Below are 25,500 nucleotides of genomic sequence, written 5' to 3' on the forward strand. Positions count from 1 at the left end.
GCATTCAACCAGACCCAGCCGTGAGCGATCTGGCAGCCAGCATTGAACCCGGTGCGTTGATCAGCCGATTTGAACCTTGCCGCTTACGCCTCACTCCACCGGAGGCAATCGTGATTTTTCCGAACCTGACGAGGTGTTTCATGAACGCTATCGAACTGCTGATCCAAGATCATGTACTGGTGAAGAAACTGCTGGAAGAACTGGCCTCCACCACCGAACGCGCCGTGAAAAAACGCGCCGAGTTGCTCGAACGGATCAAACAAGAAGTGTCCATCCATACCGCCCTGGAAGAAGAACTGCTGTACCCGGCCATCAAGCAGGCCGGCGGCAAGGAAGAAGCCAAGATGTATTACGAAGCCAAGGAAGAGCACCGCACTGTCGATTCGCTGGTACTGCCGGACTTGCTGCAAACCGAAACCGGCACCGTCGAGTTCGCCGGGCGGGTGAAAGTGCTGAAGGAGCTGCTGGAGCACCATATCGAAGAAGAAGAAAGCGAGCTGTTCCCAACGGCCCGCAAGCTGCTGGGCAAGCAGCAACTGGACGAGCTGGGCCAGGCCATGGAAGCGCAGAAGAAACTGCTTAAAGGCGAACAACGTGCCGCCTGATACTCACCTGCGAGGAGCTACGCCATGATCGACCCCAACCACCCCGACCCGTACGTCGATGAAGTGCCACACAACCCCGGCGAGCCGGTCCCCACGCCTGAACCGGAACAGCAGGCACCCGACTGGCCGGAAGGCCAGGTGCCGCCGGAGGAGCAGTCCGACGGCTGAAGCTCATGCCCCGCGGGCTCGGCAGTGATGGTGGGTTTGTAGCGATCCGATCGAACTGCGCCGGCCCCCTCTCCCCCTAATGACTGTAGGCGCGCTTGCAACTGCGCTGCGTGTGCCGGCAAGCCCGCCCTACCGTCACCCAATCCTCGCGCAAGGAGGCAAGCCCCGTCATGAGTGATCGCATCATCGCACTGTTCGCTGACACCACCCTGTTCGGCATTTCCATTGTCAACCTGTTGCTCGCCTTGGGCGTCGCCCTGGTGACCTTTCTGGTCGCCCGGGCAGCCATCGGTTTTTTGCTACGGCGGGTCAGGCGCTGGTCAGAACACGACGGGGCACTGAGCCAAGTGCTGGCCAAGGTGCTCGCCGGCACCAGCAACTTCCTGCTGCTGCTCGCTTCGCTGCTGGTCGGCCTGAGCATGCTCGACCTGCCCGAGCGCTGGCTGACCCGAGTGGGTAGCCTGTGGTTCGTGGTGGCGGCGTTGCAGATCGGCTTGTGGGCCAACCGCGCCATCGGCCTGGGCCTGAGCCGCTACTTCGCCCGGCACCGCGCCGATGGGTTGAACCAGGGCAGCGCGCTGGCCACGCTGTCGGCATGGGGTGCGCGGGTGCTGCTGTGGTCAGTGGTGCTGCTGGCGATGCTCTCCAATCTGGGGGTTAACATCACCGCTTTCGTCGCCAGCCTGGGGGTAGGCGGTATTGCGGTTGCGCTGGCCGTGCAGAACATTCTTGGCGACCTGTTCGCCTCGCTGTCGATTGCCGTGGACAAGCCGTTCGAGGTGGGCGACTTCATTGTCATCGGCCCGCTGGCCGGCACCGTGGAGCACGTGGGGTTGAAGACCACGCGCATCCGCAGCTTGGGCGGTGAGCAGATTGTCATGGCCAACGCCAGCATGATCAGCAGCACCATCCAGAACTACAAGCGCCTGCAGGAGCGACGGATCGTGTTCGAGTTCGGCCTGTCCTACGACACGCCAACCGACGCGGTAAAAAAAGCACCCAGCCTCGTCGAGGAAGCGATCAAGGCGCAGGAACACGTGCGCTTCGACCGTGCTCACCTGCGCGGCTTCGGCAAAGAAGCGCTGGAGTTCGAGTGCGTGTATATCGTCAAGGACCCCGGCTACAACTTGTACATGGACATTCAGCAAGCGATCAATTTCCGTCTGCTCGAACGCTTCGCGAAAATCGGCGCCAAATTCGCCGTACCGGTACGTGCGATCAAGGTCACAGCCTTGCCTGAAGACTCACGCCGTGGGCCTCAGAACATGCAGGTGGGATAACCACGCCGGTGTCTATCAGCACCCTGGCATCCGGTGTGCCTGCCACCCACCATCCGTCAGTCGCACTGCACTGTTGCTGGCGATACCGGCCGAACACAGGGTAACCACTCGTAAAGGAGTTCCCATGAAAAACCTCAAGCCTCATGCGTTACTGCTGGCGCTGTGCTTGGCGGCCAGCGCCGCCTTCGCGCAGGCCGCCACCGACATGAACGATCAGCGGGGCCCTGGCACGCAACCGCAAGGCAGCGGGCAGATGGGCGACCAAGGCGCAGCCTCCGGCGCCGGCACGCCTGCGGATGGCCTGGGTACCGGGTCTGGCGGAACCGATGACAATGGCACTGACAACACCGGTGGCGATGGCACCACTGACGGCTCAAGTAGCGGCCGCGACGGATCGCCAAGCGCTAGCCCCGGCAGCGCGACGGATAGCGGGCACGGCGGTGCCACTGGCTCGGGCTCCAGCAGCGGTTCCGGCAGTTGAAGGCTGTCGTTAAGCCGCGTTCGAGGATACGTGTTGCTCGAACAGCCTATGGCCGCCGGCGACGTGTACCCAGTTCGATCCACACGGGCGCATGGTCGCTGGCCTTGGCTTGATTACGCACCCAGGCATCGACGCCCGCCGCCTTCAAGTAAGGCGCAAGGTCGGGGTTGAGCAGCAAATGGTCGATGCGCAACCCGGCGTTACGCGCCCAGTGGTTGCGAAAGTAATCCCAGAAAGTGTAAATGCGCTGCTCGGGATAGCACTGGCGAATGGCATCGACCCAGCCCTGCTGCAGCAGTTGCTGGTAGCACGCTCGCGACTCGGGCTGCAGCAGCGCGTCCTTCAACCACGACTGCGGGTTATAGATGTCCATGTCGGTAGGTACCACGTTGAAATCGCCCGCCAGCACCGTGGGATGGCCGTTGGCACACAACCCTTTCGCATGCGTATTCAGGCACTCGAACCAGCGCAGCTTGTAATCGAACTTCGGCCCGGGTTGCGGGTTGCCGTTGGGCAGGTACAGGCAGGCCACCAGCACGCCGTGAGCTGCAGCTTCGAGGTAGCGGCTCTGGCTGTCGTCCTCCATGCCTGGCAGGCCGCGGCGTACTTCCAGCGGTTCGCTGCCTCGGGCCAAAATGGCCACGCCGTTCCACGCAGGCTGCCCGTGATAGAGGCAGCCATAACCAGCTGCTTCCAGCGCCTGGCGCGGGAACTGCTGATCGGCAGCTTTCAGCTCCTGCAGGCAGGCGATGTCGGGCTGTTCCCGTTGCAGCCAGGCCAACAGTGCCGGCAGGCGGCTGCGGATGCCGTTGATATTGAACGTGGCAATTTTCAGCGCTTTCATGCGTCGGGGTCGTTCACATGGGCCTGCACGGCATCCTGCAGGGCGTGCACATGGGCGTCATCGGCCAAAGCCTTGAGTGCCAGCCAATCGTCCCAATCGATGGCGCCATCGTCACGCAAGGCCTCGGCGGTGCGCAGCAGTTCATGGTGGTAGGCATCCGGCGACTCACGCCGGTAACTGATGTCGTCGTACTGCGCATACCAGGCCTCAAGTTCGGGGATGCTGCGTTCAATGCTCATTAGCGGGCCCTCGCTGTACCCTTTGCATTAAGAGCGCGGCCATGGCGCGACGTTCAACTGCGATGCTTCTGCGAGGCTGCGGTTGCGTTTGGGATACGGCCCACTTGGCAAGGCCCTTTGGCCGAAACGAGCTCGCCACGAACCGGGAGTCCCGGTTCGCGGCGTAATTAAAAAGCGTTGCTCAGGTAATCAGGTAGGAATGCCCGCCAAGTGCCAAACCGGTGCTTGAACCGCTTCGCCCTGGCTGCGTTTACGCGCCCACTGGGTCAGGGCCGCCATCAAGGCAAAGCCCAACAAGATCATCACCGGGTAGGCCAGCAGCAACTCGGTCAATGAGTATTTCCAGGCCAGTGGCCGGCCAACGCCCAGCATCGCCGCATACAGCCAGGACACACCGGACAACGCGCCGGAAAACAATGCGAACATCCGCACGCCAATATTCAGCTTAAGCAACGAACCTGCCTTGAGCAGGGCAGGCAATACATAACGGTGCAACAACATGCCGTTGAAGGTCAGCAACAGCACTATAATGATCTTTGCCTGAAGTTTTGGATTGGCAAAGTAATTCATGCCTTTTTCAAGGTAGTCGATACCAATGACCGCGGCGCCGGTCAGCCACAAGAAGATCAGGGCATTGGCCACGGACTTCTGCAAACTGGCCATATGCTCAGCGTCATGCCCAGCTTTGCTATGACCTTTCAACAAGTTCTTGACCATCTCGGCGTCACTGGCGAATACCAGGCCGATCGCCACGCAACAGGCCAATAAATGAATATAAATGACTGACAGCCGTACCAGCTCCATGGATTCTTTTTGCCCGAACAGGCTAATAATTGTATTAATCTCCACGACGTTTTCTCCACGTAATACGTTAGCGCTAGATGACCTTGCAATAGGCACGCGAACGCTTAAATCGCACGCACAAGGCCAAATTTATATCGTTAAGTAAAACAGCAGTTCGTTATTTTATACACACAATGGCTCACCCAAAGAGCCTCGGTTGGCCATGGCTTTACTCCACGCTTCAAAAGAAAAGCCCCACGGCATCCCTTCGATGCCGATGAGGTTGAACGTCCATAAGTTCTGGGGAAAGACGCGAGGTGAACTTCCACCCGGAAAGCACCTGCTGGCAAATAGGAGTCAGCGCGGGCCAAATCGTTCATTTTTCGAGCAAAACGACCGACAAGCGGTACAACTTGGCAAGTTAGTTAGTTTGCTAAGTTAATGCAACTTGACCAAATGGAAAGTTTTTAAAAACAACTGGATCCAAACTTCTCAGCCGACTTTGAAGTGCTCTATTGCGCTGTAAGGCGGCGCTTCCAAGCAACCGCGCCGGCCTGGCAACGGGTTGCAAGCGCCGAGCGATATCGGTGGCTGTGGGTGCGCCGGCCTCGGGCTGCGGCAAGGCAACGCGGGTTCGCCCCAACTCGGGTCAAAACCGAAAACCCGATGCAAAACGCCCCATTTTGAAGCACCCCGGCTGATCGGCCACGCGCAACCCACGCGCGGCCATGGCTACCACTGCCCGGTAAATTCGCCGGTTCGCCAGCCATTGCCTGCAACTCCGGTACAGCACAGGGTTTTCGGCACTTTCATTGCAATGGTTGCTGTGCATGACACACAGGCACTCATTACAACCGAGGCTCAGGCCAGACATAGCACCCACTTACCCAGCAAGGCCGCACCCAGAAAGACGCAGATGAACCGCAATGAAGCTGCCGGCAACGGCGGCAAGGAGTGGGTATGTCCCGGGTTTTTTTCAATGAAATGTACGAAACCAACGGCAACTGCCGTGCGCATTACCAGGAGTTTGCCCGCTGGCTGGCCAACACCCCGCTGGAGCTGCTGGAGCAGCGCCGACGCGAGGCCGACCTGCTGTTTCACCGCGCCGGTATCACCTTTACCTTATATGGCGACAAACAGGACACCGAGCGCCTGATCCCCTTCGATATCATCCCGCGCAGCATCCGCGCCAGCGAGTGGCGCACGGTCGAGCGCGGCTGTATCCAGCGGGTGCAGGCCCTGAACCTGTTCCTGCAGGACATCTACCACGACCAGCGCATCCTCAAGGCCGGGATCATCCCGCCAGAGCAGGTGCTGGCCAACGAGGGCTACCAAATCGCCATGCAGGGCCTGGACCTGCACCGCGGGCTGTACGCGCATATCGCCGGTGTCGACCTGGTGCGTGACGGTGACGGCAGTTACTTCGTGCTGGAAGACAACCTGCGCACCCCCAGCGGCGTCAGCTACATGCTCGAAGACCGCAAGATGATGATGCGCCTGTTCCCCGAACTGTTCGCCGCCCAGCGCATCGCGCCCATCGACCATTACCCCAACCTGCTGCTCGACACGCTGAAGAGCGCCAGCCCGCTGGACAACCCCACTGCCGTGCTGCTCACCCCTGGCCGCTTCAACAGTGCCTATTTCGAGCATGCCTTCCTGGCCAGGGAAATGGGTATCGAGCTGGTCGAAGGCGCCGACCTGTTCGTACGCGACGAGCATGTGTACATGCGCACCACCGCCGGCCCCCAGCAGGTGGACGTGATTTACCGCAGGCTGGACGACAACTACCTTGATCCGCTGTCGTTCAACCCTGACTCGATGCTGGGTGTGCCCGGGTTGATCTCGGTGTACCGCGCCGGCAATGTGGTGCTGGCCAACGCGGTCGGCACCGGCGTGGCCGACGACAAGTCGATCTACCCCTATGTCGCCGACATGATCCGCTTTTACCTGGGCGAAGAGCCGATCCTCAACAACGTGCCAACCTGGCAGTGCCGCAAGCCTGCCGACTTGTCCCACGTACTGGCCCACCTGCCCGAACTGGTGGTCAAGGAAACCCAGGGCTCCGGCGGCTATGGCATGTTGGTCGGGCCGGCCTCGACTGCCGCGCAGATCGAAGACTTCCGTGCCCGCATCAAAGCCCGCCCGCACGCCTACATCGCGCAACCGACCCTGTGCCTGTCAACCTGCCCCACCTTCGTCGACAGCGGCATCGCGCCACGCCATATCGACCTGCGCCCGTTCGTGCTGTCGGGCAGCGAAACCCGCTTGGTACCCGGCGGCCTGACCCGGGTGGCGCTGAAGGAAGGTTCGCTGGTGGTCAACTCGTCGCAAGGCGGCGGTACCAAGGACACCTGGGTGGTAGAGGACTGAACCATGCTTTCGCGAACTGCTTCCGACCTGTACTGGATGTCCCGTTACCTGGAGCGTGCGGAAAACCTCGCACGCATGCTCGAAGTCAGCTACTCGCTGTCGTTGATGCCGCAGGCCGGGCGCAGCGACGGCCATGCCGAACTGGCGATGTCGTTGTTGGCCTCCGGCATGCTGGACGAATATATCCGCCGCCACAGCGAGCTCGACACCGAGCGCATGCTGCACTTCTTCGCCCTCGACGCGACCAACCCCAGCAGCATCTACTGCTGCCTGCAGGCGGCCAGGACCAACGCCCATGCGGTGCGCGGGCGAATCACCGCCGACATGTGGGAAAACATCAACGCCACCTGGATCGAGATGCGCAACATCGCCAGCAATGGCCTCGGCCGTTATGGCATCAGCCAGTTCTGCGACTGGGTCAAGGAGCGCTCGCACCTGTTCCGTGGCGCCACCTCTGGCACCATCATGCGCAATGACGCCTACAGCTTCATTCGCCTGGGCACCTTCCTGGAGCGGGCCGACAACACCCTGCGCCTGCTCGATGCGCGCTACGAGATGTTCGGCGAGGCCTCCGACGAGGTCAGCGACGACTCCGCCCGCGGCTTTTACCAGTGGAGTGCCCTGCTGCGCGCGCTGACGTCCTACGAGGCCTTTAACGAACTCTATCGCGCAGCGCCCAGTGCCCGGCCAGTGTCCGAGCTGTTGCTACTGCGGGTGGACGTGCCACGTTCGTTACATGCCTGTATCGAAGAGCTGGACCTGATCCTCGCCGGCCTGCCAGGCAGCACCGGGCGCGCCGCCCAGCGCATGGCCGCCGAACTCAACGCGCGCCTGCGCTACACCGCCATCGATGAAATCCTCGACGGCGGGTTGCACCCGTGGCTGAGCGACTTCATCGGCCGCATCAACCAATTGGGCCAGGCGGTCCATCACTCCTATTTGGAGGTCGTATGAAACTGTCCATTCGCCACGACACCACCTACAGCTACGCCAGCGATGTGTGCAACAGCATCCAGTTCCTGCGCCTGACGCCCCGTAGCAGCCAACGCCAGCGCATCGTCGAATGGCACCTGGAGCTACCCTGCAAGGTCAAGGGCCAGATCGACCCCTATGGCAACATCCTGCATGTGCTGACCCTGGACAAACCCCACGGCCACCTGGCGCTTACCGCCAGCGGCCAGGTCGAAATCGACCCGGATTGCGAACAGGAGGCGGCGGACCAATCACCGCTGCCGTTCCTGCGCGACAGCCACCTGACCCTGGCCGATGAGGCGCTAGTTGCCTTCGCCGCCCGGCAATGCGGTACACACCGCGACCGGGCAGCGCTGATCGGGCTGATGCAAGGCCTGGCCGAGCACATGCCCTACAGCCCCGGGGCCACCTCGGTGGGCACCACGGCCAGCGAAGCATTCAGCGCAGGCGCAGGCGTATGCCAGGACCACACCCACGCGTTCCTGGCCTGCGCACGCAGCCTGGGGGTGCCGGCCCGCTATGTTTCCGGCTACCTGTGCACCGAGGACGAGCAGCACCTGGCCAGCCACGCCTGGGCGGAAGCCTGGGTAGACGAGGCCTGGTACAGCTTCGACATCACCAACCGCCTGACCCGGCCCGAGCGTCACCTGAAGCTGGCAATAGGCCTGGACTACCTCGATGCCTGCCCGGTCAGGGGCGTGCGCCGTGGCGGCGGCGCGGAGTCGATGCAGGCCAGCGTTCACGTGCATCGCCAGTGACCAATGTGCTTCAAGCCGGTCTTGCCGTGCGGGTGCGGCAAGGCCATTTCATACGTAACAGAAGGGAAACAGCATGACTTACTGTGTCGCTATGCACCTGGAAGACGGGCTGGTCTTCATCAGCGACTCACGCACCAATGCCGGCATCGACCAGATCTCCACCTTTGCCAAGCTATTTGTGTTCAGTGTGCCTGGGGAACGCCTGATCGTGCTACAGACTGCCGGCAACCTGGCAACCTCGCAGTCGGTGGTGAACCTGTTGAAGCAGCGCACCCAGGGCAACGAGCCGCACCTGTTGAATGTTGCCACCCTCTACGATGCGACGGTGCTGGTCGCCGACACCCTGCGCGAAGTGGTCAGCCGCGACCGCAGCAAGCTTGCCGCCGGCATCGACCTGAGCAGTTCGTTTATCGTTGGCGGCCAGATTACCGGCGGGCCGATGGCCATCTACAACGTCTACGCCCAGGGCAATTTCTTCCAGGCCACGCAGGACACCCCGTTTCTGCAACTGGGTGAAAGCAAATACGGTCGGCCGATACTCGACCGAAACCTGCACTACCATACGCCGCTGGATGAAGCGTTGCGCTGTGGCCTGATCTCGTTCGATTCCACCATCCGCAGCAACCTGTCGGTAGGCATGCCGCTGGACTTGCTGGTGTACCGCAACAACGCCCTGGAAGCCTCGACGCCCAAGCGCATCGCCAGCGACGATGCCTATTACCAGCAAATTCGCCGGCAGTGGAGCGACGGCCTGAAGACGCTGCTGGCCGAGCTGCCAGCGCCGCCTTATGGCTGAACGGGCAACCGCCCTGACGTCTCTGTTGCCTGTACCGGCCTCTTCGCGGGTAAACCCGCTCCTACAATATGGGTTCCGTGTAGGAGCGGGTTCACCCGCGAAGAGGCCGGCACAGGCAACCCATGCCGGGGCGGCAGTGGCAATCGCGGCGGCAGCCTTGAACTGAGTGAGCTTGAGCGCCGGCGCCATGCATGACAGGGCCTCGCCTGTGAAGTGAGCAGTGAACGTTTGAGTCACACAGGGCAATGAGCTCTAATTGTGCAAAGACTGCGCTACAGGTGACCGCATGATTCACGGAAAAACCCTCCAAGCCTGGCAACAAAGCCATCCGCTCATCGCCGACCTGGTCGCCCTGAAGGAAACCAGCTGGTTCAACCCTGGCATTGCCAAGGCTACAGAAGCGTTGGCCGACGTCGGCTTGACCGCTGAAGATGTGCAAGCCACCCGCCAGCGGCTGCAGAGGTTCGCGCCCTACCTCGCTACCGTGTTCCCTGAAACGGCAGCTACCGGTGGCGTGATCGAGTCGCATATCGCGCCACTGCCACAGCTTCGCCAGCAGCTTATCGAGGAAGGATCACTGCAGAACGTGGGCAGCCTGTGGCTGAAGGCGGACAGTGACTTGCCCATCTCCGGTTCCATCAAGGCCCGCGGCGGTATTCATGAGGTACTCAAGCATGCCGAGGAGCTGGCCTTGGCGGCCGGCCTAATCACGCTCTGCGCTGATTACGCCGTACTGGCGAGCGACCAGGCTCGCGCGTTCTTCAGCCAGTATAAGATCGCCGTGGGTTCGACCGGTAACCTGGGCTTGTCGATTGGCATCATGAGCGCGAAGCTGGGCTTCCAGGTGAGCGTGCACATGTCGTCGGATGCCAGGCAGTGGAAGAAGGACAAGCTGCGCGCCAACGGCGTAAAGGTCGTTGAACACGCGTCAGACTACAGTGTTGCCGTCGAGCAAGGCCGCAAGCAGGCGGCATCCGACCCCAGCTGCTACTTCGTTGACGACGAAAATTCACCACAACTGTTTCTGGGCTATGCCGTAGCCGCTGAGCGCCTGGCTCGACAATTCGACCAGGCCGGCATCCAGGTGGACGCAGACCATCCACTGTTTGCCTACCTGCCCTGCGGTGTCGGCGGCGGCCCTGGAGGCGTCGCGTTCGGTTTGAAGCTGGTGTTCGGTGACGCCGTACATTGCATCTTTGCCGAGCCCACCCACTCCCCCTGCATGCTGCTGGGCGTGTACACCGGCCTGCACGATGAAACCAGCGTGCAAGACTTCGGCATCGACAACATCACCGCCGCCGACGGCCTGGCAGTCGGGCGCCCGTCCGGCTTTGTCGGCAAAGCCATGCAGCGGCTGATCGATGGCTACTACACCGTGACCGACGAAGAACTGTACCGCCTGCTGGTAATTGCCTTCGAGCAGGACAAGGTCAAGCTCGAACCTTCGGCGCTGGCGGGCGTACCCGGCATGGTGCGTGTATTACAATCCGGCGAGTATCTGGCGCGCCTGGGCTACACCCCTACTCAGCTGCAAAATGCCACTCATCTTGTATGGGGAACGGGCGGAAGCATGGTTCCAGCAACCGAGTTTGACACTTACCTGGCGAAAGGCCGTGGCCTGCAGGCGCACGCTAACAGCGGCCGTTGAACGGTGCGCAAGGATTGCTGAATGAACAAGCAGCGCACAATGCGGCTACTATAGGCAACACACCTATTACGAGAGTCATCCGCTGTCGATCCAGCGGCTGCTGCGGGCAGTCACTGGCGCATCAAGGCAACGTTCTGATCAATCCGCCCTTGAACTGAACGCAGCGTATCCCGGGTGATAGCGCCCGGGCAAAGTTGCTCGGCAATGCCGGCAAACTGACTGGCCACATCGCAGATACGGTCAATCATTTTGCAGGCAGCACCCAACGGCACCTCGGCCTCTTCAGCAAGCCTTAGCACTTGCGCGCGGGAAATTGCCAATGCCTCGCCCATCACATCCATCTGGTGGTATCCACCTGGGCCCTCGCAGAAGGTCACGTCGTAGGCTGGAGCTAATCGCCAATGACCCTCTTGCGACATCAGGTAGGCAAAGTTCTTGGGGTGATCATCCCTGTTGTTAAATGCAATATTGAAGACTGCTCGCTCGAAGGCCAGCGCCATCTCACGCACGTCGTTGGTACACATCTGCGTTGCGCGCACGAAGTTGACGTAGTCCAGCACACCCGGGGACTGGAAATCAGCCCCCGTAAAAGCCGCAAGGCTCTGCATGGGTACACGCATGCCCTGCTGCCGGTCGAAGCGTTTGCTGACAAACGCCGCCATCCCATTGGGCAGGTTGAAGTACTGCGCTTCAGGTGTCTCGATGGTGCAATGACGCAGGCACTCGGCGTAGACCCTTTCGATGGCGCACACTTCGGGGTGCTCGCCTTTGGCGGGGAACTTGACCAACCAGGCTTCCAGGCCAGCGGTGGCTGCGGTGGTAAATTCGCCAGTTTCAGGATTGCGGTAAACCAGCGCCTTGGGCCTGGCACCTTGGGGCGAGCCGCCCACCAGCAGCAATGTCTGCAAGAACTCGCCACCTTCACCGTGGAGCACCTCGGTGACCTCGGCGGCGAGCTTCTCCAGTGGTATGTGAACTTCTGGCTGCTGCCCTTCCGGCATGACAGGTTCAAATGTCATGGCCCCCATGGCGTTGCCACCAATGAAAGCCAGTCGCTCAAGGGCTCCAATGCGCGCCGTGGTGAGGCCCCGACGCCTGAACAAGCGGTCCATCAGCAACATCCCCCACCCGTCCGGTAACGCATCGTAGACAGGCCCAGGCAAATGAAGCTGGTGACGAGGGAACTCCCGGCGTAATGGCGGGCCTTGTAGCGGTAATGTGTAAGAACAGAGTTCCAGCCCTCTTCGCCTTGCTTCGACGCTGTACTCGAACACGATAAGCGGGCGACCGGTCAGAGCGGTTGTAGATACCAATGAACCCCACTGCCAGCGCTCGCCCCAGCCCTCGTAGAAGACATTCACCTGCTCAAGCATTGCCCGCTTTCCTCTTTGACCGAAGACGGCTGGCGCTGCTCTCGTAGCGCCGTATGTCCTCAATGCTATCGAGCTTGGGCAAGAACAGGCCCTCGAGTTCCTGGGTTCGGCCAAGCGCCATTGCCACCCGCACAACATTCTCGAAGCCAACGTTACGCCCGGCTTCGAGGTTGGATACGGTGTTGGCGTTAATACCAGCACGCCCGGCCAATTCGGCCTGGGTCATTTCCAACGCCAGGCGTTCAGTGCGCAGCCGATCGCAAAGGCGCTTGACGACCTCGCTCGGCTTGCTGAAGCTCAAATCCAGCATAGTGGTTACCAAGCTCGCTTCATGGTTGTCAGTACCCAGAATTATAAAACTGAACGCCCAAGCCATCAATCTTAATAAATCCAATATATTGTTGCTTAAATCAGCATTTCGCAGCTAAGCCACAATATTTGATATTTATGTTTGCGTGCTTGCAATGCTGATCTCGTCGCTCAGCGACCCGCGCAGCGTGATCTCGCGGGCAATCTGGATCTTCGGCCCCTGGTAGGAGCGGCCTGCAATTTCGCGACTAGCCCAGCAACTGGCTCAACACTGCGCGCAGTTTCCCGGGCTTGACGGGTTTGTTCAGCAACGGCGCCCCGAGCTTGTGCAACGCGCGCCGACACTGGTCACTGCGGTCGGCGGTGATGATTACCGCCGGTATCGGCGTGGCAAAGTGCTCACGCAAATGGCGCACCACCTCACAGCCCACTACACCATGGTCGAGGTGAAAATCCGCCAGGATCAGCTCCGGCGCCCGGCCACGCAAGGCCATCAAGGCGCCCTCCTGGTCGGTCGCCGTCACCACCTCGCAGCCCCACTGCCCCAGTAGCGCGCCCATGCTTTCGAGGATGCTCACTTCGTTGTCCAGCACCAGCAGGCGACGGCCCGGTAGCGGGTTGCCGGCACTGGGCTGCGGCAAGGTTTGCTGAATGGGCTGCGGCACCTCTTTGCCAATCGGTACTTCGATGCTGAACATCGAGCCGCGCCCTGGCCACGAGCGAACTTCGATGCGGTAACCGAGAATATTGGCGATACGCTCGACGATGGCCAAGCCCAGGCCCACGCCCTTGCGGTCCGCCGCGCGGCCAACGTCCAGCTGGTTGAACTCAAGGAAGATGGCCTGCAAGCGATCCTGCGCAATGCCCCGCCCGGTATCCCAAACCTCCAGGCGCAGGTGTTCGCCGCGACGGCGCGCGCCCAGCAGGATACGGCCCGCGTCGGTGTAGCGGCAGGCATTGCTGAGGAAATTGCGCAGGATCCGCGTGAGCAGCCGCAGGTCAGTGCTGATGGCGTAGTCGGCTATGCGGGCATGCAACCTCAGCCCAGCGGCATCCGCCACCGAACCAAATTCCGAGACCAGCGGCGCGAACAGTTCGTCGAGGCGGTACACCGCCACATCCGGCTTGACCGCTGCCTGGTCCAGCCGGGAAATGTCCAGCAGGTCGGTCAGCAGGTCCTCTGCCCCCTCCAGGGCCTGGTGGGTACGCTCCACCAGCACATGTTCGGCGGCTGGCAATGGCCGTTCGCGCAAGGTCGAAATCAGCAGGCGGGCGGCGTTCAATGGTTGCAGCAGATCGTGGCTGGCAGCGGCGAGGTATTTGTCCTTGCTGCGGTTGGCGGCTTCGGCGGCATCGCGGGCCTCCAACAATTCATCGGTACGCGCAGCGACCCGTTGCTCCAGTTCGTCATTGAGTTGCTGCAGGCGCTGCTGGGCCTGCTTGCGCTCGGTGATGTCGGCGACAAAGCCTTCCACCAGCCCTTCGTGGCCAGGCTTGAGCAGCAAGTTCATCAGCACATCGAGGTGGCTACCGTCCTTGCGGCGCAAGCGGGTTTCATAACCGTGCAGGCTGTGTTCACGGGCGAGGATCGCAGTAATCGCCTGCAATTCATCGGCACCGCCATCAAACAGGTGGGTGGCCAGATCAGTCAGGGAAAACAGCACCTCTTGCGGGTCGTCGTAGCCCAACATGCGCGCCAACGCCGGGTTGGCGGCGCGCATGCCGTCCTGCAGGCTGGCCTGGAAAATCCCATGTACGGCATTCTCGAACAGCCATTTGTAGCGGTTGCGTTCAGCCTCCAGTTCATCTAAGCGGGCGGACAGTTCCGGGTAATGGCTTTTGCGCGCCGAGTGGTCGCCCAGCCCCAGCAGCCCGGCCAGTGCCCGCTGCTGCTCGTCAGAGGGCCTCGCCATAAACGACCTCGACATCACGCTGGCTCGACGCACGGGGGTTGGTAAGGATGCACGGGTCATCCATCGCATGTTGCGACAGGAACGGGATGTCGGACGTGCGTACCCCGTGCAGGCCCAGGGTTTCCTGGAAGCCAATGGCATGTTTCAACGCGATCAGGTGCTCTACCAGGCGCGCGCAGATCTGCCGGTGGTTGAGGCCACGGCAGTCGATGCCAAAGACCTCGGCAATAACCTTGAAACGCTCCGGCGCCGAGCTGTAGTTGAACGCCACCACATGCTCCACCAGCACCGCGTTGCACAGGCCATGGGGTAAGTCGAGGAACCCGCCCAGGCTGTGCGACATGGCGTGAACTGCCCCCAGAATGGCGTTGGAAAACGCCAACCCAGCCTGCATGCTGCCGAGCATGATCTTTTCGCGCAGGGCGATATCGGTGGGGTTGGCGATCATCTCCACCAGGTTGCCGTTGATCAGGCGCATGGCCTCCAGCGCATGCGGGTCGGTCAGCGGGCCGTGGCCGGTGGAAACGAACGCTTCGATGGCATGCACCAGCGCATCGATGCCGGTGCAGGCCGACAGGAACGGGTCCATGCTCAGGGTGGTTTGCGGGTCGATCAGCGACACGTCCGGCACCACCGCCTTGCTGACGATGGAGAACTTCATGCGCTCCTGCTGGTTGGAAATGATCACGAACTGCGACACGTCGGCCGAGGTGCCGGCGGTGGTCGGGATCAGGATCAGCGGCGGGCTGGGCACGCGGATCATGTCCACGCCTTCGAATTCGAGGATGCTGCGCCCGTGCGCGACCACGATGCCGATGGCCTTGCCGCAATCCATCGGGCTGCCGCCGCCGACCGCGACAATCACGTCACAGTGGTTTTGCCGGTAGATCTCGGCGCCGAGCATCACCTCTTCGACCCGTGGGTTGGGCGACACGGCGCTGTACAGGCAGTAATCGATGCCCTGGGCCTGCAGGCTGGCCTCTACATCCGCCACCCACCCGGCGGCAATCACGCCGGGGTCGCTGACCACCAGCACCTTGCGCGCGCCGAAGGTTTTGGCGTAATTGGCGACGTTATGCCGACAGCCGGCACCGAAGATGATTTCAGGCGATACGAACTTGCGAAGTGGGCTGAAACTCTGGCTCATTGGAAAGCCTGTTCTTATTGTTCTGGAAGGTAACCGCCAGCGTAAAGCATCCCGTGGCGAAAGCAACCAGACCAAAGCGTGGTCACGGGTTATTCGACCCAGTACTTGGCGCGGGCCACCTCAAGAAACGCCAGTACGTCCTCGTCAAGCCCCGGCACACCGGGGAACCGCTGTGCCAGGCGCTCAATCACCGCCGCCACGCTGCGCTGGCCGTCCAGTAACTCGAGTACCCAGCCGGCACTGGCGTTGAGTTCGATGATGCCTTCGGGGTAATGCAGCACATGGCGCGCCTGGCACGGCTCCCAGCGCAAGCGGAAGCCGCGGGCCAATGCCAAGGCCTGCTCGGGTTCGATCAGCTTCACAGGGAACGTCCAGATGCCAGCTACACAGGAGGAACCGGCCACCGCAACGATGGCCGGAACACCATCAACGATTGGCGAAGTACATTGTCACTTCGAAGCCAATGCGCAGGTCGGTAAAGGCGGGTTTAGTCCACATGGGGCAATCCTCTTGTTGTGCCGGGCGATTCCGGTAGAGGCATTAATGCACGGGGGGCGGCGCGGCCGAATGCTACTTTGGAACGAGCTTGCGGGGTGCCTTGGTAGCGGATTCGGCGAACCGCTGAAGCTTCGTATCTGTCAGTACCGGCCTCTTCGCGAGCACGCCCGCGCCCACAGGGATGGCACAAGGCTCAAGGCCCATGCCGTACCTGTAGGCGCTGGCTTACCTGCGATGGGCTGCCCAGCAGCCCCCCGAGGCCATGGCAGGTTCTAGAAGAAGCCCAGCGGGTTGATGTCGTAGCTCACCAACAGGTTCTTGGTTTGTTGGTAGTGGTCGAGCATCATCTTGTGCGTCTCACGGCCGACGCCAGACTTCTTGTAGCCACCGAACGCCGCATGCGCCGGGTACAGGTGATAACAGTTGGTCCATACACGCCCGGCCTTGATCCCGCGGCCCATGCGGTAGGCGCGGTTGATGTCGCGGGTCCACAGGCCAGCGCCAAGGCCGAATTCGGTATCGTTGGCAATGGCCAGGGCTTCGGCTTCGTCCTTGAAGGTGGTCACCCCCACCACTGGGCCGAAGATTTCTTCCTGGAATACGCGCATCTGGTTGTTGCCCTTGAGCAGGGTCGGCTGGATGTAATAACCGCTGGCCAAGTCCCCCTGCAGCCGCTCGGCGCCGCCACCGGCGAGCAGTTGCGCGCCCTCCTCCTGGGCAATCTGCAGGTACGAAAGAATCTTGTCGTATTGCTGCTCGGATGCCTGGGCGCCGACCATGGTCTCGGTGTCCAGCGGGTTGCCACGGCTGATCTTGGCGATTTTCTTCATCACCTCGGCCATGAACGGCTCGTAGATCGACTCCTGGATCAGCGCCCGCGATGGGCAGGTGCAGACTTCACCCTGGTTGAAAAACGCCAGCACCAGGCCTTCGGCGGCCTTTTCGATGAACGCAGGCTCGGCTTGCATGATGTCTTCGAAGAAGATGTTCGGCGACTTGCCGCCCAGCTCCACGGTGGACGGGATGATGTTCTCAGCCGCACATTTCATGATGTGCGAGCCCACCGGGGTGGAGCCGGTGAAGGCGATCTTGGCGATGCGCTTGCTGGTGGCCAGGGCCTCGCCGGCTTCACGGCCAAAGCCCTGGACAATGTTCAGTACACCGGCAGGCAACAGGTCGGCGACCAACTCGGCAAAAATGGTGATCGACAACGGCGTCTGCTCCGCCGGCTTGAGCACCACACAGTTGCCGGCAGCCAGGGCCGGGGCAAGCTTCCAGGCAGCCATCAGCAGCGGGAAGTTCCACGGGATGATTTGCCCAACCACGCCCAACGGCTCGTGGAAGTGGTAGGCCACGGTGCCTTCGTTGATCTCTGCGGCACCGCCTTCCTGGGCACGGATGCAACCGGCGAAGTAGCGGAAGTGATCCGCCGCCAGCGGCACGTCGGCATTAAGGGTTTCGCGCACGGCCTTGCCGTTGTCCCAGCTTTCGGTAACGGCCAGCACTTCCAGGTGCTGCTCGATGCGGTCGGCGATTTTCAGCAGCACCCGCGCGCGGTCCTGCACCGAGGTCTTGCCCCAGGCCTCGGCGGCGGCGTGCGCGGCATCCAGGGCCTGTTCGATGTCCTGGGCCGTGGAGCGTGGGAATTCGGCAATCGGCTGGCCGTTGACCGGCGAGCTGTTGGTGAAGTACTGGCCCGCCAGCGGCGGCACGAATTCACCGTTGATGAAATTGCCGTAGCGTGGCTTGAAGGACACGATGGCGCCTGGGGTTCCGGGTTGTGCGTAGATCATGCTGAGCCTCTGTGGGTCGATGCCTGCTCAACGACAGGCGATGGACCGATGGTAAAAAGCCCCGCGTGCCAGGCGAATGCATCGTTGGCAGCGGGGCTCTCGTCATTTGGTAGTAGGGTCACTCACGGCAGTGCATCAGCTTTGCGGCTTGGCGCTCGCCGTTTGCGCCTTGGCATCGGCGGCCTGCTGCAATTGCTTGGGCAGTTTGAAGGTCCAGAGCATGCCGCCCTGGTTGAAGTCCTTGACCCGCTTGGCCACTTCGCCGCCCCACAGCGGCACCGCGCCGCCCCAGCCGGAGACCACCGAAACGTATTGCTCGCCATCCATTTCCCAGGTCACTGGCGAACCGAGCACACCGGAACCGGTCTGGAATTCCCAGACCTTGTCGCCAGTCTTGGCGTTGAACGCCTGCAGGAAACCTTCTGGCGTGCCGGTGAACACCAGGTTGCCCTTGGTGGTCAGCACCCCGCCCCACAGCGGCGCGTAGTTCTTGTGGCGCCACACTTCCTTGCCACTGACCGGGTCGATGGCGCGCAGCACGCCGATGTAGTCTTCGTTGAGCGGCTTGATGGTGAAGCCGGCACCGAGGAACGCCGCGCCCTTCTTGTAGGCGATGCCTTCGTTCCAGATGTCCATGCCCCACTCGTTGGACGGCACGTAGAACAGCCCGGTGTCCTTGTTGTAGGCCATGGGCATCCAGTTTTTGGCGCCGAGGAAGGCTGGGGCGACGAACACCGAACTGCCCTTGGCCTCGCTACCCGGCGCCCCCGGCCGGCTGGCCTCGTTGTAGATCGGCCGGCCGTCCTTGTCCAGGCCGGTGGCCCAGGTGATCTTGTCGACGAACGGGAAGCCACGGATGAACTTGCCGTTGGTGCGGTCCAGCACGTAGAAGAAGCCATTGCGGTCGGCGGTGGCCGCAGCCTTGACCTCTTTGCCGCCGTCCTTGTAGTTGAACGAGATCAGCTCGTTGACGCCGTCGAAGTCCCAGCCGTCATGGGGTGTGCTCTGGAAGTGCCATTTGATGGTGCCATCGTCCGGGTTAAGGGCCAGGCGGGACGAGGAATACAGGTTGTCACCGGGGCGCAGGTGCGAGTTCCACGGTGCCGGGTTGCCGGTGCCAAACAGGATCAGGTTGGTTTCCGGGTCGTAGTAGCCACCCAGCCAAGGTGCGGCGCCGCCGGTCTTCCACAGGTCGCCGGGCCAGGTTTTGCCCGCTTCGCCGCCCGAAATACCGTTTTCGATCGCCTTACCGTCCTTGTACACGTAGCCCATGTGCCCTTCCACAGTGGGGCGCATCCACAGCAGCTCGCCGTTTTCCGGGTTGTAGGCCTGGATCTTGCCCACCACGCCAAACTCGCCGCCCGCCACGCCGGTGATCAGCTTGCCGTTGACGATCATTGGCGCGGCGCTGATGGAATAGCCTTCCTTGTGGTCGGCCACCTTCTTGCTCCAGACCACCTTACCGGTGTCCTTGTTCAGCGCCACCAGCTTGGCGTCCAGGGTGCCGAAGAACACCAGGTTGCCGTACAGCGCCACGCCGCGGTTGATCACGTCGCAGCACGGGCGGATGTCATCGGGCAGGCGGGCATCGTATTGCCACAGTTTTTTGCCGGTGCGGGCATCCACGGCGAACACCCGCGAGTAGGAGCCGGTCAGGTACATCACCCCGTCCTTGATCAGCGGCTGGGCCTGCTGGCCGCGCTGCTTCTCACCGCCGAAGGAAAACGCCCACACCGGCCGCAGGTCCTTGACGTTGTCGGTATTGAGCATATTCAGCGGGCTGTAGCGCTGGCCCTGTACGCCCAGGCCGTTGGTCACGATCTGCTGCGGGTTTTTCGGGTCCTGGAGGATTTCTTCATTGCTGACAGCGGCGTGGGCCGCGCCGGCAAGCAGCATGGCGCTGAGCACCAGGCTCACGGCGAACACGGGACGGCGTGGGGATCGGGTCATGACGGCTACCTTTGGTTTTTTGTTGTATCCGGGAAAATTTCCCGGTGTGCCGAGAATTCTTGGTCGCGACCTGCTTGCCAACAATTGCCCGCAGTGCGGAGTTTTCTAGTTCCTTGGTATCAGTGAACTTGCTCGACCCCTGTGGGCGCTGGCTTGGCGTCGACGCGCCGCAGCTGTTGGCGCTCGTAGCGCGGATACAAGTGGCTGACACTGCGAATCAACTCATAACGGGTCAGGCTGATACCGGCAAAGCGCTCCGGGATCGGGCTGCGAATCATCTCGGCCATGTCGTCGCCCCGCGCCGCCCCATCGCGCATCAGGCCGTCCAGCCAGCCCAGGTAATCACGCATCTGCGCGAACGGCCGGGTATCGCTGGCCACCGGCCCATGCCCTGGCACAAGCTGCTTCCAGGGCAACGCTTGGAGGGTGTCCAGGTCTTTCAGCCAAACCTCCAGCCCCGGGCTGTTGGGCGTGGTCAGCGCCCGCTCGTAGAACACCAGGTCGCCGGCGAATAGCACGCCGGTACGTTCATCCAGAATCGCCAGGTCGGCACCGGTATGCCCACCCAGCGCCAGCAGCCGCAGCCGATGCCCGCCAACCTCATGGACGCCCGGGTCCAGCACCCGGGTCGGCAGCACCACCTCGGTACCGCGCATCCAGTCGCCCACCAGGCGGTACATGTTCTCGGCCATGGCCTCGCCCTGCTGGCGCAACAGTTCGCCGCTGCCCGCCAGGGCGCCGATAGGCACATCGGCAAAGGCCTGATTGCCCAGCACATGGTCGGGGTGGTGATGGGTCAGCAGCACCTCCAGCACCGGCTTGTCGGTGGTGGCGGCAATGGCCTGGCGCAAGGCTTCGCCGTAGCGTTTGGAAGGCCCGCTGTCGATCACCACCACGCCGCTGTCAGTGACGATGAACGCGGTATTGACGATGTTGCCCCCGTTGGCCTTGGCGAAATTGTCAGTGCTGCCCTCGAGCAGCCAGGTGCCCTCGGCGATTTGCCGGGGCTTGAGCCGATAGTCCAGGTCTGCCTGTGCCGACAGGCCCAGGCACAGCAGCAACAGCAAGGTCCAACGCATGACGGGCGCCTCGGGTCAGGAAGTGATAGGGGACAAGGTGCTCAAGGCACCGCCGCCTCGAACTGGTTGCCGCTGTTGTCCTGCAACACCAAACGGGTCGGCCCGGGGCCCTGGATGTCGAAGCCCAGGTTGGGGTTTTCGCTGACTGCCGGATACAGCTCAAGGCTGGCCAGGCGCTGGCCGTTGGCGCCTTGCAACTCGGCATGGTTGAGGAAAAATTCGGGAATGCCGCTGACCAGGCCGTTGTCCATCGGGTGCGCCACCTGCAAGCGCAAACGGCTGCTGTCGCCGCGTGGGTAGCGCCCGCCCAGCACTTCGCCGAGGTGTTCCTCCCAGCCGGGTTGGCTGCGTACCACACTGGGTGCGGTGCAACCGCCGCCGGCGGCATCGATCAGGGTTGAGCCGACATGCCACAGGCCGTCGCGTGTCAGCACCGCGGCGCGCAGCGGCGTGGCCTGTTCGATGCGGATGCGGATCGACAACCAGGGCAGCACCCGCTCGCCGGGCGCGAAGTCGACAATGCGCGGCAGCGGGTTAAGCTCGGCCCAGGCCACAATCCGCACCACTTCGCCAGTGAACGCCCGGGCGTCGATTTCCAATGGCATTTGGCGGGCGTCCTCGGCAAACGGGGGTGCCAGCAGCTTGACCCGGTCATCGAAGACGAAAGCCGCCTGGCCCAGCAGCTGCTTGTGATAGAAGTCCCACATCACCGACGGCACCGGGTCTGGCTTGGCACTGGGTTCGCTGGCCTGGGCTGCCCACGGCAGCCAGCAGGCCAGCAGGAAACTTGCTCGCCAGTTCATAACCCACTCCTGTTGTTCAACACAGCACTAACGGACTGCGCAGGGCCCCTGTAGGAGCGGGTTTACCCGCGAAGAATGCAACGCGGGGCATGGCACCGGCTTCGCCGGTGTTCGCGGGTGAACCCGCTCCCACAGAGGGTTGTGTTGCCCTTACGACCCCACAGGCCTGGGCAATTTGTTATTGGTACATCTCCGGCACCTCGTAACGCAGGCCGTAATGGGCATACATAGCCTTCAGCCGGCCATCGCGAATCATCGCCTCGAGGGCTTCCTCCACCGCATAGGCCAACTGCCGGTTGCTCTCGTGCACCGCCATGCCGATCTCCCAGGCCTGCTTGCCAAGGTTCGGGTAGGCGTTTTCCGCCAGTGCCAGTTGCGGGTCGGCGGCTTGGTGCAACTGCCAGTCCACCTCACCGCGCATCGCCATCACCGCGTCCACTTGCCCAGCCTGCATGGCGCCGAATGCCTGCTGCACATTGGGGTAATGATGGGTTTTGGCGCTGAGCATGCCGTTGAACACCGAGGTCAGGTAGAACGACGGCACGCTGTCCACCTCGACACCGATGGGGTGCTGCTGGAACACCGCGACACTGGCCACAGATTCCATGCGCCGGCGGTCATAGGCGACCTGCCAGCGCTCCTCCTGGTAGGGGCCGAACATCACCACCTGGGCGTTTTCCAGCTCACCCAGCTCGTTACGCCGCTGCGCGTAGGCGTGGTCGTACGGCACGCGCATCATCAGGTCGGCCAGCTGCTGGTGGCGCAGCGGGCTGCCGCGCCAAATGTAGTCACGCAAGTCGTCGTCGAGCTTTTCCCCAGGCGGCGCCCAGATCAGCTGCAAGCGCACCCCCAAGGCCGTGGCCAGGGCTTGCGCCAGCTCGACATCGACACCGCGCGGCTGGCCATGGTCCTCGAAGCTGTAGGGTGCGAAATCCTTGTACACCGCCACTTTCAGCTCGCCGGCAGCGATGATCGCATCGTAGTTGCGCACCTGCGCCTGGGCCGCCGCGCAACACAGCAGCAGGCCACTCAACAGCACCGCCAACAGGCGCATGGCCGTCACTCCTCGACGTGCACGCTGTCCAGGTAGGTGCGCACCGCCCACAAGGCTTCTTGGCTCAGGTAGTCAGCCATCTTCGGCATGTACACCCGGCCGTCGCGCACCGCACCGTGGCGTACCCGCTCGACGAACCATTCATCCCCGGCCTCGCCGACATCGAGCATGCGCAGGTCGGGGGCAATGCCGCCGGACTTGGCTTCCAGGCCATGGCAGGCCGCGCAGTTCTGGTTGTAGGCCGAGGCGCCGATTTCTACTGCCTTGTCATGCTCGGGCGAGGTGCGATAGGGGTTGACCGCCGCCCAGCCGTCGCCGTCCAGGGTCACGCCAGCGTCCTTGATCGGGGTCAGGCCCTGGGTTTCCACTGCCTGGGGCACCACATTGCCGTGCGCCCAGGCCGCGCTGCTCAGCACAGCACTCATCAGCCCAGAAGCCAGCAGCCCGGTAACCAGCAAGACGTTGCGTTTTGTTGTCATTGTTATGCCCTCACGATTGCACGCAAGGCCTCAACCACAGAGGCCGTGCAGCCATCTTAGAAACAGCCTGCGCATGGCCGAATGCTGCTTTGGTGGCCGGGCCTTACTCCCTTGGTAGTAGGGCTTGTGGCGAAGGGCCAATTGAGGTGCCGTTCGGGAACTCTTCCCGGCACGGGCGGGACTTTTTCCGTATCGCGCAACCGCCGCTGCGCCCCACCCTGTGCAGGCCAAAACCTCCACTGGGAACTGCAACCATGACAATAAGATCGCTACCCGCCCTTTCCCCCCTGGCCCTGAGCGTACGCGTGCTGCTGCTGGCCGGTGGCCTGGCCCTGGGCAACGTGGCAACAGCGGCCACCACCCCTGCGGCAGCTGCCAGCAAGAACGTCACATGGGAAGACATCGCCAACGACCACCTCACCCCCCAGGACGTGCTGCAGTACGGCATGGGCACCAACGCCCAGCGCTGGAGCCCGCTGGCCCAGGTCAATGACCAGAACGTGTTCAAGCTGACCCCGGCCTGGTCGTACTCCTTCGGCGACGAGAAGCAGCGCGGCCAGGAATCGCAGGCCATCGTCAGCGACGGCGTGGTCTACGTCACCGGCTCGTACTCGCGGGTCTTCGCCCTCGACGCCAAGACCGGCAAGCGCCTGTGGACCTACAACCACCGCCTGCCCGACAACATTCGCCCGTGCTGCGACGTGGTCAACCGTGGCGCGGCGATCTACGGCGACAAGATCTACTTCGGCACCCTTGATGCGCGGGTCATCGCCCTGGACAAGCGCACCGGCAAAGTGGTGTGGAACAAGAAGTTCGGCGACCACAGCGCCGGCTACACCATGACCGGCGCCCCGGTGCTGATCAAGGACAAGACCAGCGGCAAGGTGCTGCTGATCCACGGCAGCTCCGGCGATGAATTCGGCGTGGTCGGCCAACTGTTCGCGCGCGACCCAGACACTGGCGAAGAGGTGTGGATGCGGCCCTTCGTCGAGGGCCACATGGGCCGCCTGAACGGCAAGGACAGCACCCCCACCGGCGACGTCAAGGCGCCGTCCTGGCCCGACGACCCGAGCACCGCAACCGGCAAGGTCGAAGCCTGGAGCCATGGCGGCGGCGCCCCTTGGCAAAGCGCCAGCTTCGACCCCGAAAGCAATACCATCATCGTCGGTGCCGGCAACCCGGGCCCTTGGAACACCTGGGCCCGCACATCGAAGGACGGCAACCCGCATGACTACGACAGCCTGTATACCTCGGGCCAGGTCGGCGTCGACCCGAGCACCGGCGAGGTGAAATGGTTCTACCAGCACACGCCTAACGATGCCTGGGACTTCTCCGGCAACAACGAGCTGGTGCTGTTCGATTACAAAGACAAGGACGGCAAACTGGTCAAGGCCACCGGCCACGCCGACCGCAACGGTTTCTTCTACGTGGTCGACCGCAATAACGGCAAGCTGCAGAACGCCTTCCCCTTCGTCGACAACATTACCTGGGCCAGCCATATCGACCTGAAGACCGGGCGCCCAGTGGAGAACCCAGGCCAGCGCCCGGCCAAACCGCTGCCCGGTGAAACCAAGGGCAAACCGGTGGAGGTCTCGCCACCGTTCCTCGGTGGCAAGAACTGGAACCCCATGGCCTACAGCCAGGACACCGGGCTGTTCTACATCCCCGGCAACCAGTGGAAAGAGGAGTACTGGACCGAGGAAGTGAACTACAAGAAGGGGTCGGCGTATTTGGGCATGGGCTTCCGTATCAAGCGCATGTATGACGACCATGTCGGCACCTTGCGTGCCATGGACCCGAGCACCGGCAAACTGGTGTGGGAGCACAAGGAGCCCCTGCCGCTGTGGGCCGGCGTGCTGGCGACCAAGGGCAACTTGGTGTTCACCGGCACTGGCGATGGCTTTTTCAAGGCATTTGACGCGAAAACGGGCAAGGAGTTGTGGAAGTTCCAGACCGGCAGCGGCATCGTCTCGCCGCCGATCACCTGGGAACAGGACGGCGAGCAGTACATTGGCGTCACCGTGGGTTACGGCGGCGCGGTGCCGCTGTGGGGTGGTGATATGGCCGAGCTGACCAAGCCGGTGGCCCAGGGCGGCTCGTTCTGGGTGTTCAAGATCCCGAGTTGGGACAAGCACACCGCGCAACGTTGATCGCCACC

General features: G+C 62.4%; 25 protein-coding genes. 10 read left to right on the forward strand and 15 right to left on the reverse strand.

Features of this window, described 5'->3' with window-relative positions:
• Positions 1-140 precede the first annotated feature (140 nt).
• From DV532_RS14480 to DV532_RS14490, 4 genes are all read left to right on the forward strand, one after another.
• Entirely contained in the window at positions 141-605 is a 465-nt protein-coding gene (locus tag DV532_RS14480) for a hemerythrin domain-containing protein (RefSeq protein ID WP_056802321.1), read from the forward strand.
• A 24-nt stretch (positions 606-629) separates the two neighbouring features.
• Entirely contained in the window at positions 630-773 is a 144-nt protein-coding gene (locus DV532_RS30385; RefSeq protein ID WP_156675995.1) for a hypothetical protein, read from the forward strand.
• Positions 774-943: 170 nt separating this feature from the next.
• Complete coding sequence (locus DV532_RS14485) at positions 944-2,053, forward strand: mechanosensitive ion channel family protein (protein ID WP_056802323.1); 1,110 nt, start codon at positions 944-946, stop codon at positions 2,051-2,053.
• Between the two features lie 124 nt (positions 2,054-2,177).
• The gene (locus DV532_RS14490; protein ID WP_056802325.1) at positions 2,178-2,534 is read left to right on the forward strand and encodes a hypothetical protein; all 357 of its coding nucleotides are present in this window, start codon (positions 2,178-2,180) and stop codon (positions 2,532-2,534) included.
• 46 nt (positions 2,535-2,580) lie between these two features.
• Here DV532_RS14490 and xth read toward each other — a convergent pair whose 3' ends face one another.
• The 3 genes from xth to DV532_RS14505 form a co-directional block, all read right to left on the reverse strand.
• The gene (gene xth, locus DV532_RS14495) at positions 2,581-3,378 is read right to left on the reverse strand and encodes an exodeoxyribonuclease III (protein ID WP_056802326.1); all 798 of its coding nucleotides are present in this window, start codon (positions 3,376-3,378) and stop codon (positions 2,581-2,583) included.
• Positions 3,375-3,617 carry a hypothetical protein gene (locus tag DV532_RS14500; RefSeq protein WP_056802328.1) on the reverse strand — a complete coding sequence of 81 codons (243 nt, stop codon included), beginning with the start codon at positions 3,615-3,617 and terminating at the stop codon, positions 3,375-3,377. Before DV532_RS14500 ends, xth begins: the two co-directional genes overlap by 4 nt.
• Positions 3,618-3,806: 189 nt before the next feature.
• The gene (locus DV532_RS14505; protein WP_056802337.1) at positions 3,807-4,421 is read right to left on the reverse strand and encodes a hypothetical protein; all 615 of its coding nucleotides are present in this window, start codon (positions 4,419-4,421) and stop codon (positions 3,807-3,809) included.
• 939 nt (positions 4,422-5,360) lie between these two features.
• On the opposite strand from DV532_RS14505, the gene DV532_RS14510 reads away from it, so the two are divergent.
• From DV532_RS14510 to DV532_RS14530, 5 genes are all read left to right on the forward strand, one after another.
• Positions 5,361-6,770, forward strand: coding sequence for a circularly permuted type 2 ATP-grasp protein (locus tag DV532_RS14510; RefSeq protein ID WP_056802339.1), 1,410 nt, complete (start codon positions 5,361-5,363; stop codon positions 6,768-6,770).
• A gap of 3 nt (positions 6,771-6,773) precedes the next feature.
• Complete coding sequence (locus tag DV532_RS14515; protein WP_056802342.1) at positions 6,774-7,724, forward strand: alpha-E domain-containing protein; 951 nt, start codon at positions 6,774-6,776, stop codon at positions 7,722-7,724.
• Complete coding sequence (locus DV532_RS14520; RefSeq protein WP_056802344.1) at positions 7,721-8,500, forward strand: transglutaminase family protein; 780 nt, start codon at positions 7,721-7,723, stop codon at positions 8,498-8,500. The genes DV532_RS14515 and DV532_RS14520 overlap by 4 nt, the downstream gene beginning before the upstream one ends.
• Positions 8,501-8,573: 73 nt before the next feature.
• Entirely contained in the window at positions 8,574-9,296 is a 723-nt protein-coding gene (locus DV532_RS14525; RefSeq protein ID WP_056802346.1) for a hypothetical protein, read from the forward strand.
• 286 nt (positions 9,297-9,582) lie between these two features.
• Positions 9,583-10,944 (forward strand): D-serine ammonia-lyase, encoded by a 1,362-nt coding sequence (locus DV532_RS14530; protein ID WP_056802348.1) that lies wholly within the window; start codon positions 9,583-9,585, stop codon positions 10,942-10,944.
• 110 nt (positions 10,945-11,054) lie between these two features.
• Here DV532_RS14530 and DV532_RS14535 read toward each other — a convergent pair whose 3' ends face one another.
• The 12 genes from DV532_RS14535 to pedF all read right to left on the reverse strand — a co-directional run bounded on the left by DV532_RS14535 (position 11,055) and on the right by pedF (position 23,342).
• Complete coding sequence (locus DV532_RS14535; protein ID WP_056802350.1) at positions 11,055-12,317, reverse strand: type II toxin-antitoxin system HipA family toxin; 1,263 nt, start codon at positions 12,315-12,317, stop codon at positions 11,055-11,057.
• A complete protein-coding gene (locus tag DV532_RS14540) occupies positions 12,310-12,627 on the reverse strand; it encodes a helix-turn-helix domain-containing protein (RefSeq protein ID WP_056802353.1) in 318 nt (105 codons plus the stop codon). Before DV532_RS14540 ends, DV532_RS14535 begins: the two co-directional genes overlap by 8 nt.
• Before the next feature lie 247 nt (positions 12,628-12,874).
• Positions 12,875-14,539: a NahK/ErcS family hybrid sensor histidine kinase/response regulator gene (locus DV532_RS14545; RefSeq protein WP_056802367.1), complete on the reverse strand. Its 1,665-nt coding sequence runs from the start codon at positions 14,537-14,539 to the stop codon at positions 12,875-12,877.
• On the reverse strand, positions 14,523-15,686 hold the full coding sequence (ercA, locus tag DV532_RS14550) for an alcohol dehydrogenase-like regulatory protein ErcA (protein WP_056802369.1): 1,164 nt from the start codon (positions 15,684-15,686) through the stop codon (positions 14,523-14,525). The genes DV532_RS14545 and ercA overlap by 17 nt, the downstream gene beginning before the upstream one ends.
• Positions 15,687-15,775: 89 nt before the next feature.
• The gene (pqqD, locus tag DV532_RS14555) at positions 15,776-16,048 is read right to left on the reverse strand and encodes a pyrroloquinoline quinone biosynthesis peptide chaperone PqqD (RefSeq protein ID WP_056802372.1); all 273 of its coding nucleotides are present in this window, start codon (positions 16,046-16,048) and stop codon (positions 15,776-15,778) included.
• Positions 16,049-16,112: 64 nt separating this feature from the next.
• The gene (gene pqqA / locus DV532_RS14560; protein WP_003253598.1) at positions 16,113-16,184 is read right to left on the reverse strand and encodes a pyrroloquinoline quinone precursor peptide PqqA; all 72 of its coding nucleotides are present in this window, start codon (positions 16,182-16,184) and stop codon (positions 16,113-16,115) included.
• 272 nt (positions 16,185-16,456) lie between these two features.
• Positions 16,457-17,977 (reverse strand): aldehyde dehydrogenase family protein, encoded by a 1,521-nt coding sequence (locus tag DV532_RS14565; protein ID WP_056802374.1) that lies wholly within the window; start codon positions 17,975-17,977, stop codon positions 16,457-16,459.
• Between the two features lie 135 nt (positions 17,978-18,112).
• Positions 18,113-19,927, reverse strand: a complete 1,815-nt coding sequence (gene pedH, locus DV532_RS14570; protein ID WP_056802377.1) for a PQQ-dependent alcohol dehydrogenase PedH — start codon at positions 19,925-19,927, stop codon at positions 18,113-18,115.
• A gap of 119 nt (positions 19,928-20,046) precedes the next feature.
• A complete protein-coding gene (locus DV532_RS14575; protein WP_056802379.1) occupies positions 20,047-21,006 on the reverse strand; it encodes a quinoprotein relay system zinc metallohydrolase 1 in 960 nt (319 codons plus the stop codon).
• 41 nt (positions 21,007-21,047) lie between these two features.
• Positions 21,048-21,809: a quinoprotein dehydrogenase-associated SoxYZ-like carrier gene (locus DV532_RS14580; protein ID WP_056802381.1), complete on the reverse strand. Its 762-nt coding sequence runs from the start codon at positions 21,807-21,809 to the stop codon at positions 21,048-21,050.
• Between the two features lie 178 nt (positions 21,810-21,987).
• Positions 21,988-22,863 carry an ABC transporter substrate-binding protein gene (locus tag DV532_RS14585; RefSeq protein ID WP_056802383.1) on the reverse strand — a complete coding sequence of 292 codons (876 nt, stop codon included), beginning with the start codon at positions 22,861-22,863 and terminating at the stop codon, positions 21,988-21,990.
• Positions 22,864-22,868: 5 nt separating this feature from the next.
• Positions 22,869-23,342, reverse strand: a complete 474-nt coding sequence (gene pedF, locus DV532_RS14590) for a cytochrome c-550 PedF (RefSeq protein WP_056802385.1) — start codon at positions 23,340-23,342, stop codon at positions 22,869-22,871.
• Between the two features lie 254 nt (positions 23,343-23,596).
• Here pedF and exaA point away from each other — a divergent pair, with 254 nt between their 5' ends.
• Positions 23,597-25,492 (forward strand): quinoprotein ethanol dehydrogenase, encoded by a 1,896-nt coding sequence (exaA, locus tag DV532_RS14595; RefSeq protein ID WP_056802388.1) that lies wholly within the window; start codon positions 23,597-23,599, stop codon positions 25,490-25,492.
• The last annotated feature ends 8 nt before the right edge of the window (positions 25,493-25,500 follow it).

Source organism: Pseudomonas sp. Leaf58, from assembly GCF_003627215.1.
GTDB lineage: Bacteria > Pseudomonadota > Gammaproteobacteria > Pseudomonadales > Pseudomonadaceae > Aquipseudomonas.

Coding starts and splice junctions, on each gene's coding strand:
- DV532_RS14480 (WP_056802321.1), top strand. CDS start 141: ATGAACGCTATCGAACTGCTGATCCAAGATCATGTACTGGTGAAGAAA.
- DV532_RS30385 (WP_156675995.1), top strand. CDS start 630: ATGATCGACCCCAACCACCCCGACCCGTACGTCGATGAAGTGCCACAC.
- DV532_RS14485 (WP_056802323.1), top strand. CDS start 944: ATGAGTGATCGCATCATCGCACTGTTCGCTGACACCACCCTGTTCGGC.
- DV532_RS14490 (WP_056802325.1), top strand. CDS start 2,178: ATGAAAAACCTCAAGCCTCATGCGTTACTGCTGGCGCTGTGCTTGGCG.
- xth (WP_056802326.1), bottom strand. CDS start 3,378: ATGAAAGCGCTGAAAATTGCCACGTTCAATATCAACGGCATCCGCAGC.
- DV532_RS14500 (WP_056802328.1), bottom strand. CDS start 3,617: ATGAGCATTGAACGCAGCATCCCCGAACTTGAGGCCTGGTATGCGCAG.
- DV532_RS14505 (WP_056802337.1), bottom strand. CDS start 4,421: ATGGAGCTGGTACGGCTGTCAGTCATTTATATTCATTTATTGGCCTGT.
- DV532_RS14510 (WP_056802339.1), top strand. CDS start 5,361: ATGTCCCGGGTTTTTTTCAATGAAATGTACGAAACCAACGGCAACTGC.
- DV532_RS14515 (WP_056802342.1), top strand. CDS start 6,774: ATGCTTTCGCGAACTGCTTCCGACCTGTACTGGATGTCCCGTTACCTG.
- DV532_RS14520 (WP_056802344.1), top strand. CDS start 7,721: ATGAAACTGTCCATTCGCCACGACACCACCTACAGCTACGCCAGCGAT.
- DV532_RS14525 (WP_056802346.1), top strand. CDS start 8,574: ATGACTTACTGTGTCGCTATGCACCTGGAAGACGGGCTGGTCTTCATC.
- DV532_RS14530 (WP_056802348.1), top strand. CDS start 9,583: ATGATTCACGGAAAAACCCTCCAAGCCTGGCAACAAAGCCATCCGCTC.
- DV532_RS14535 (WP_056802350.1), bottom strand. CDS start 12,317: ATGCTTGAGCAGGTGAATGTCTTCTACGAGGGCTGGGGCGAGCGCTGG.
- DV532_RS14540 (WP_056802353.1), bottom strand. CDS start 12,627: ATGCTGGATTTGAGCTTCAGCAAGCCGAGCGAGGTCGTCAAGCGCCTT.
- DV532_RS14545 (WP_056802367.1), bottom strand. CDS start 14,539: ATGGCGAGGCCCTCTGACGAGCAGCAGCGGGCACTGGCCGGGCTGCTG.
- ercA (WP_056802369.1), bottom strand. CDS start 15,686: ATGAGCCAGAGTTTCAGCCCACTTCGCAAGTTCGTATCGCCTGAAATC.
- DV532_RS14565 (WP_056802374.1), bottom strand. CDS start 17,977: ATGATCTACGCACAACCCGGAACCCCAGGCGCCATCGTGTCCTTCAAG.
- pedH (WP_056802377.1), bottom strand. CDS start 19,927: ATGACCCGATCCCCACGCCGTCCCGTGTTCGCCGTGAGCCTGGTGCTC.
- DV532_RS14575 (WP_056802379.1), bottom strand. CDS start 21,006: ATGCGTTGGACCTTGCTGTTGCTGCTGTGCCTGGGCCTGTCGGCACAG.
- DV532_RS14580 (WP_056802381.1), bottom strand. CDS start 21,809: ATGAACTGGCGAGCAAGTTTCCTGCTGGCCTGCTGGCTGCCGTGGGCA.
- DV532_RS14585 (WP_056802383.1), bottom strand. CDS start 22,863: ATGCGCCTGTTGGCGGTGCTGTTGAGTGGCCTGCTGCTGTGTTGCGCG.
- pedF (WP_056802385.1), bottom strand. CDS start 23,342: ATGACAACAAAACGCAACGTCTTGCTGGTTACCGGGCTGCTGGCTTCT.
- exaA (WP_056802388.1), top strand. CDS start 23,597: ATGACAATAAGATCGCTACCCGCCCTTTCCCCCCTGGCCCTGAGCGTA.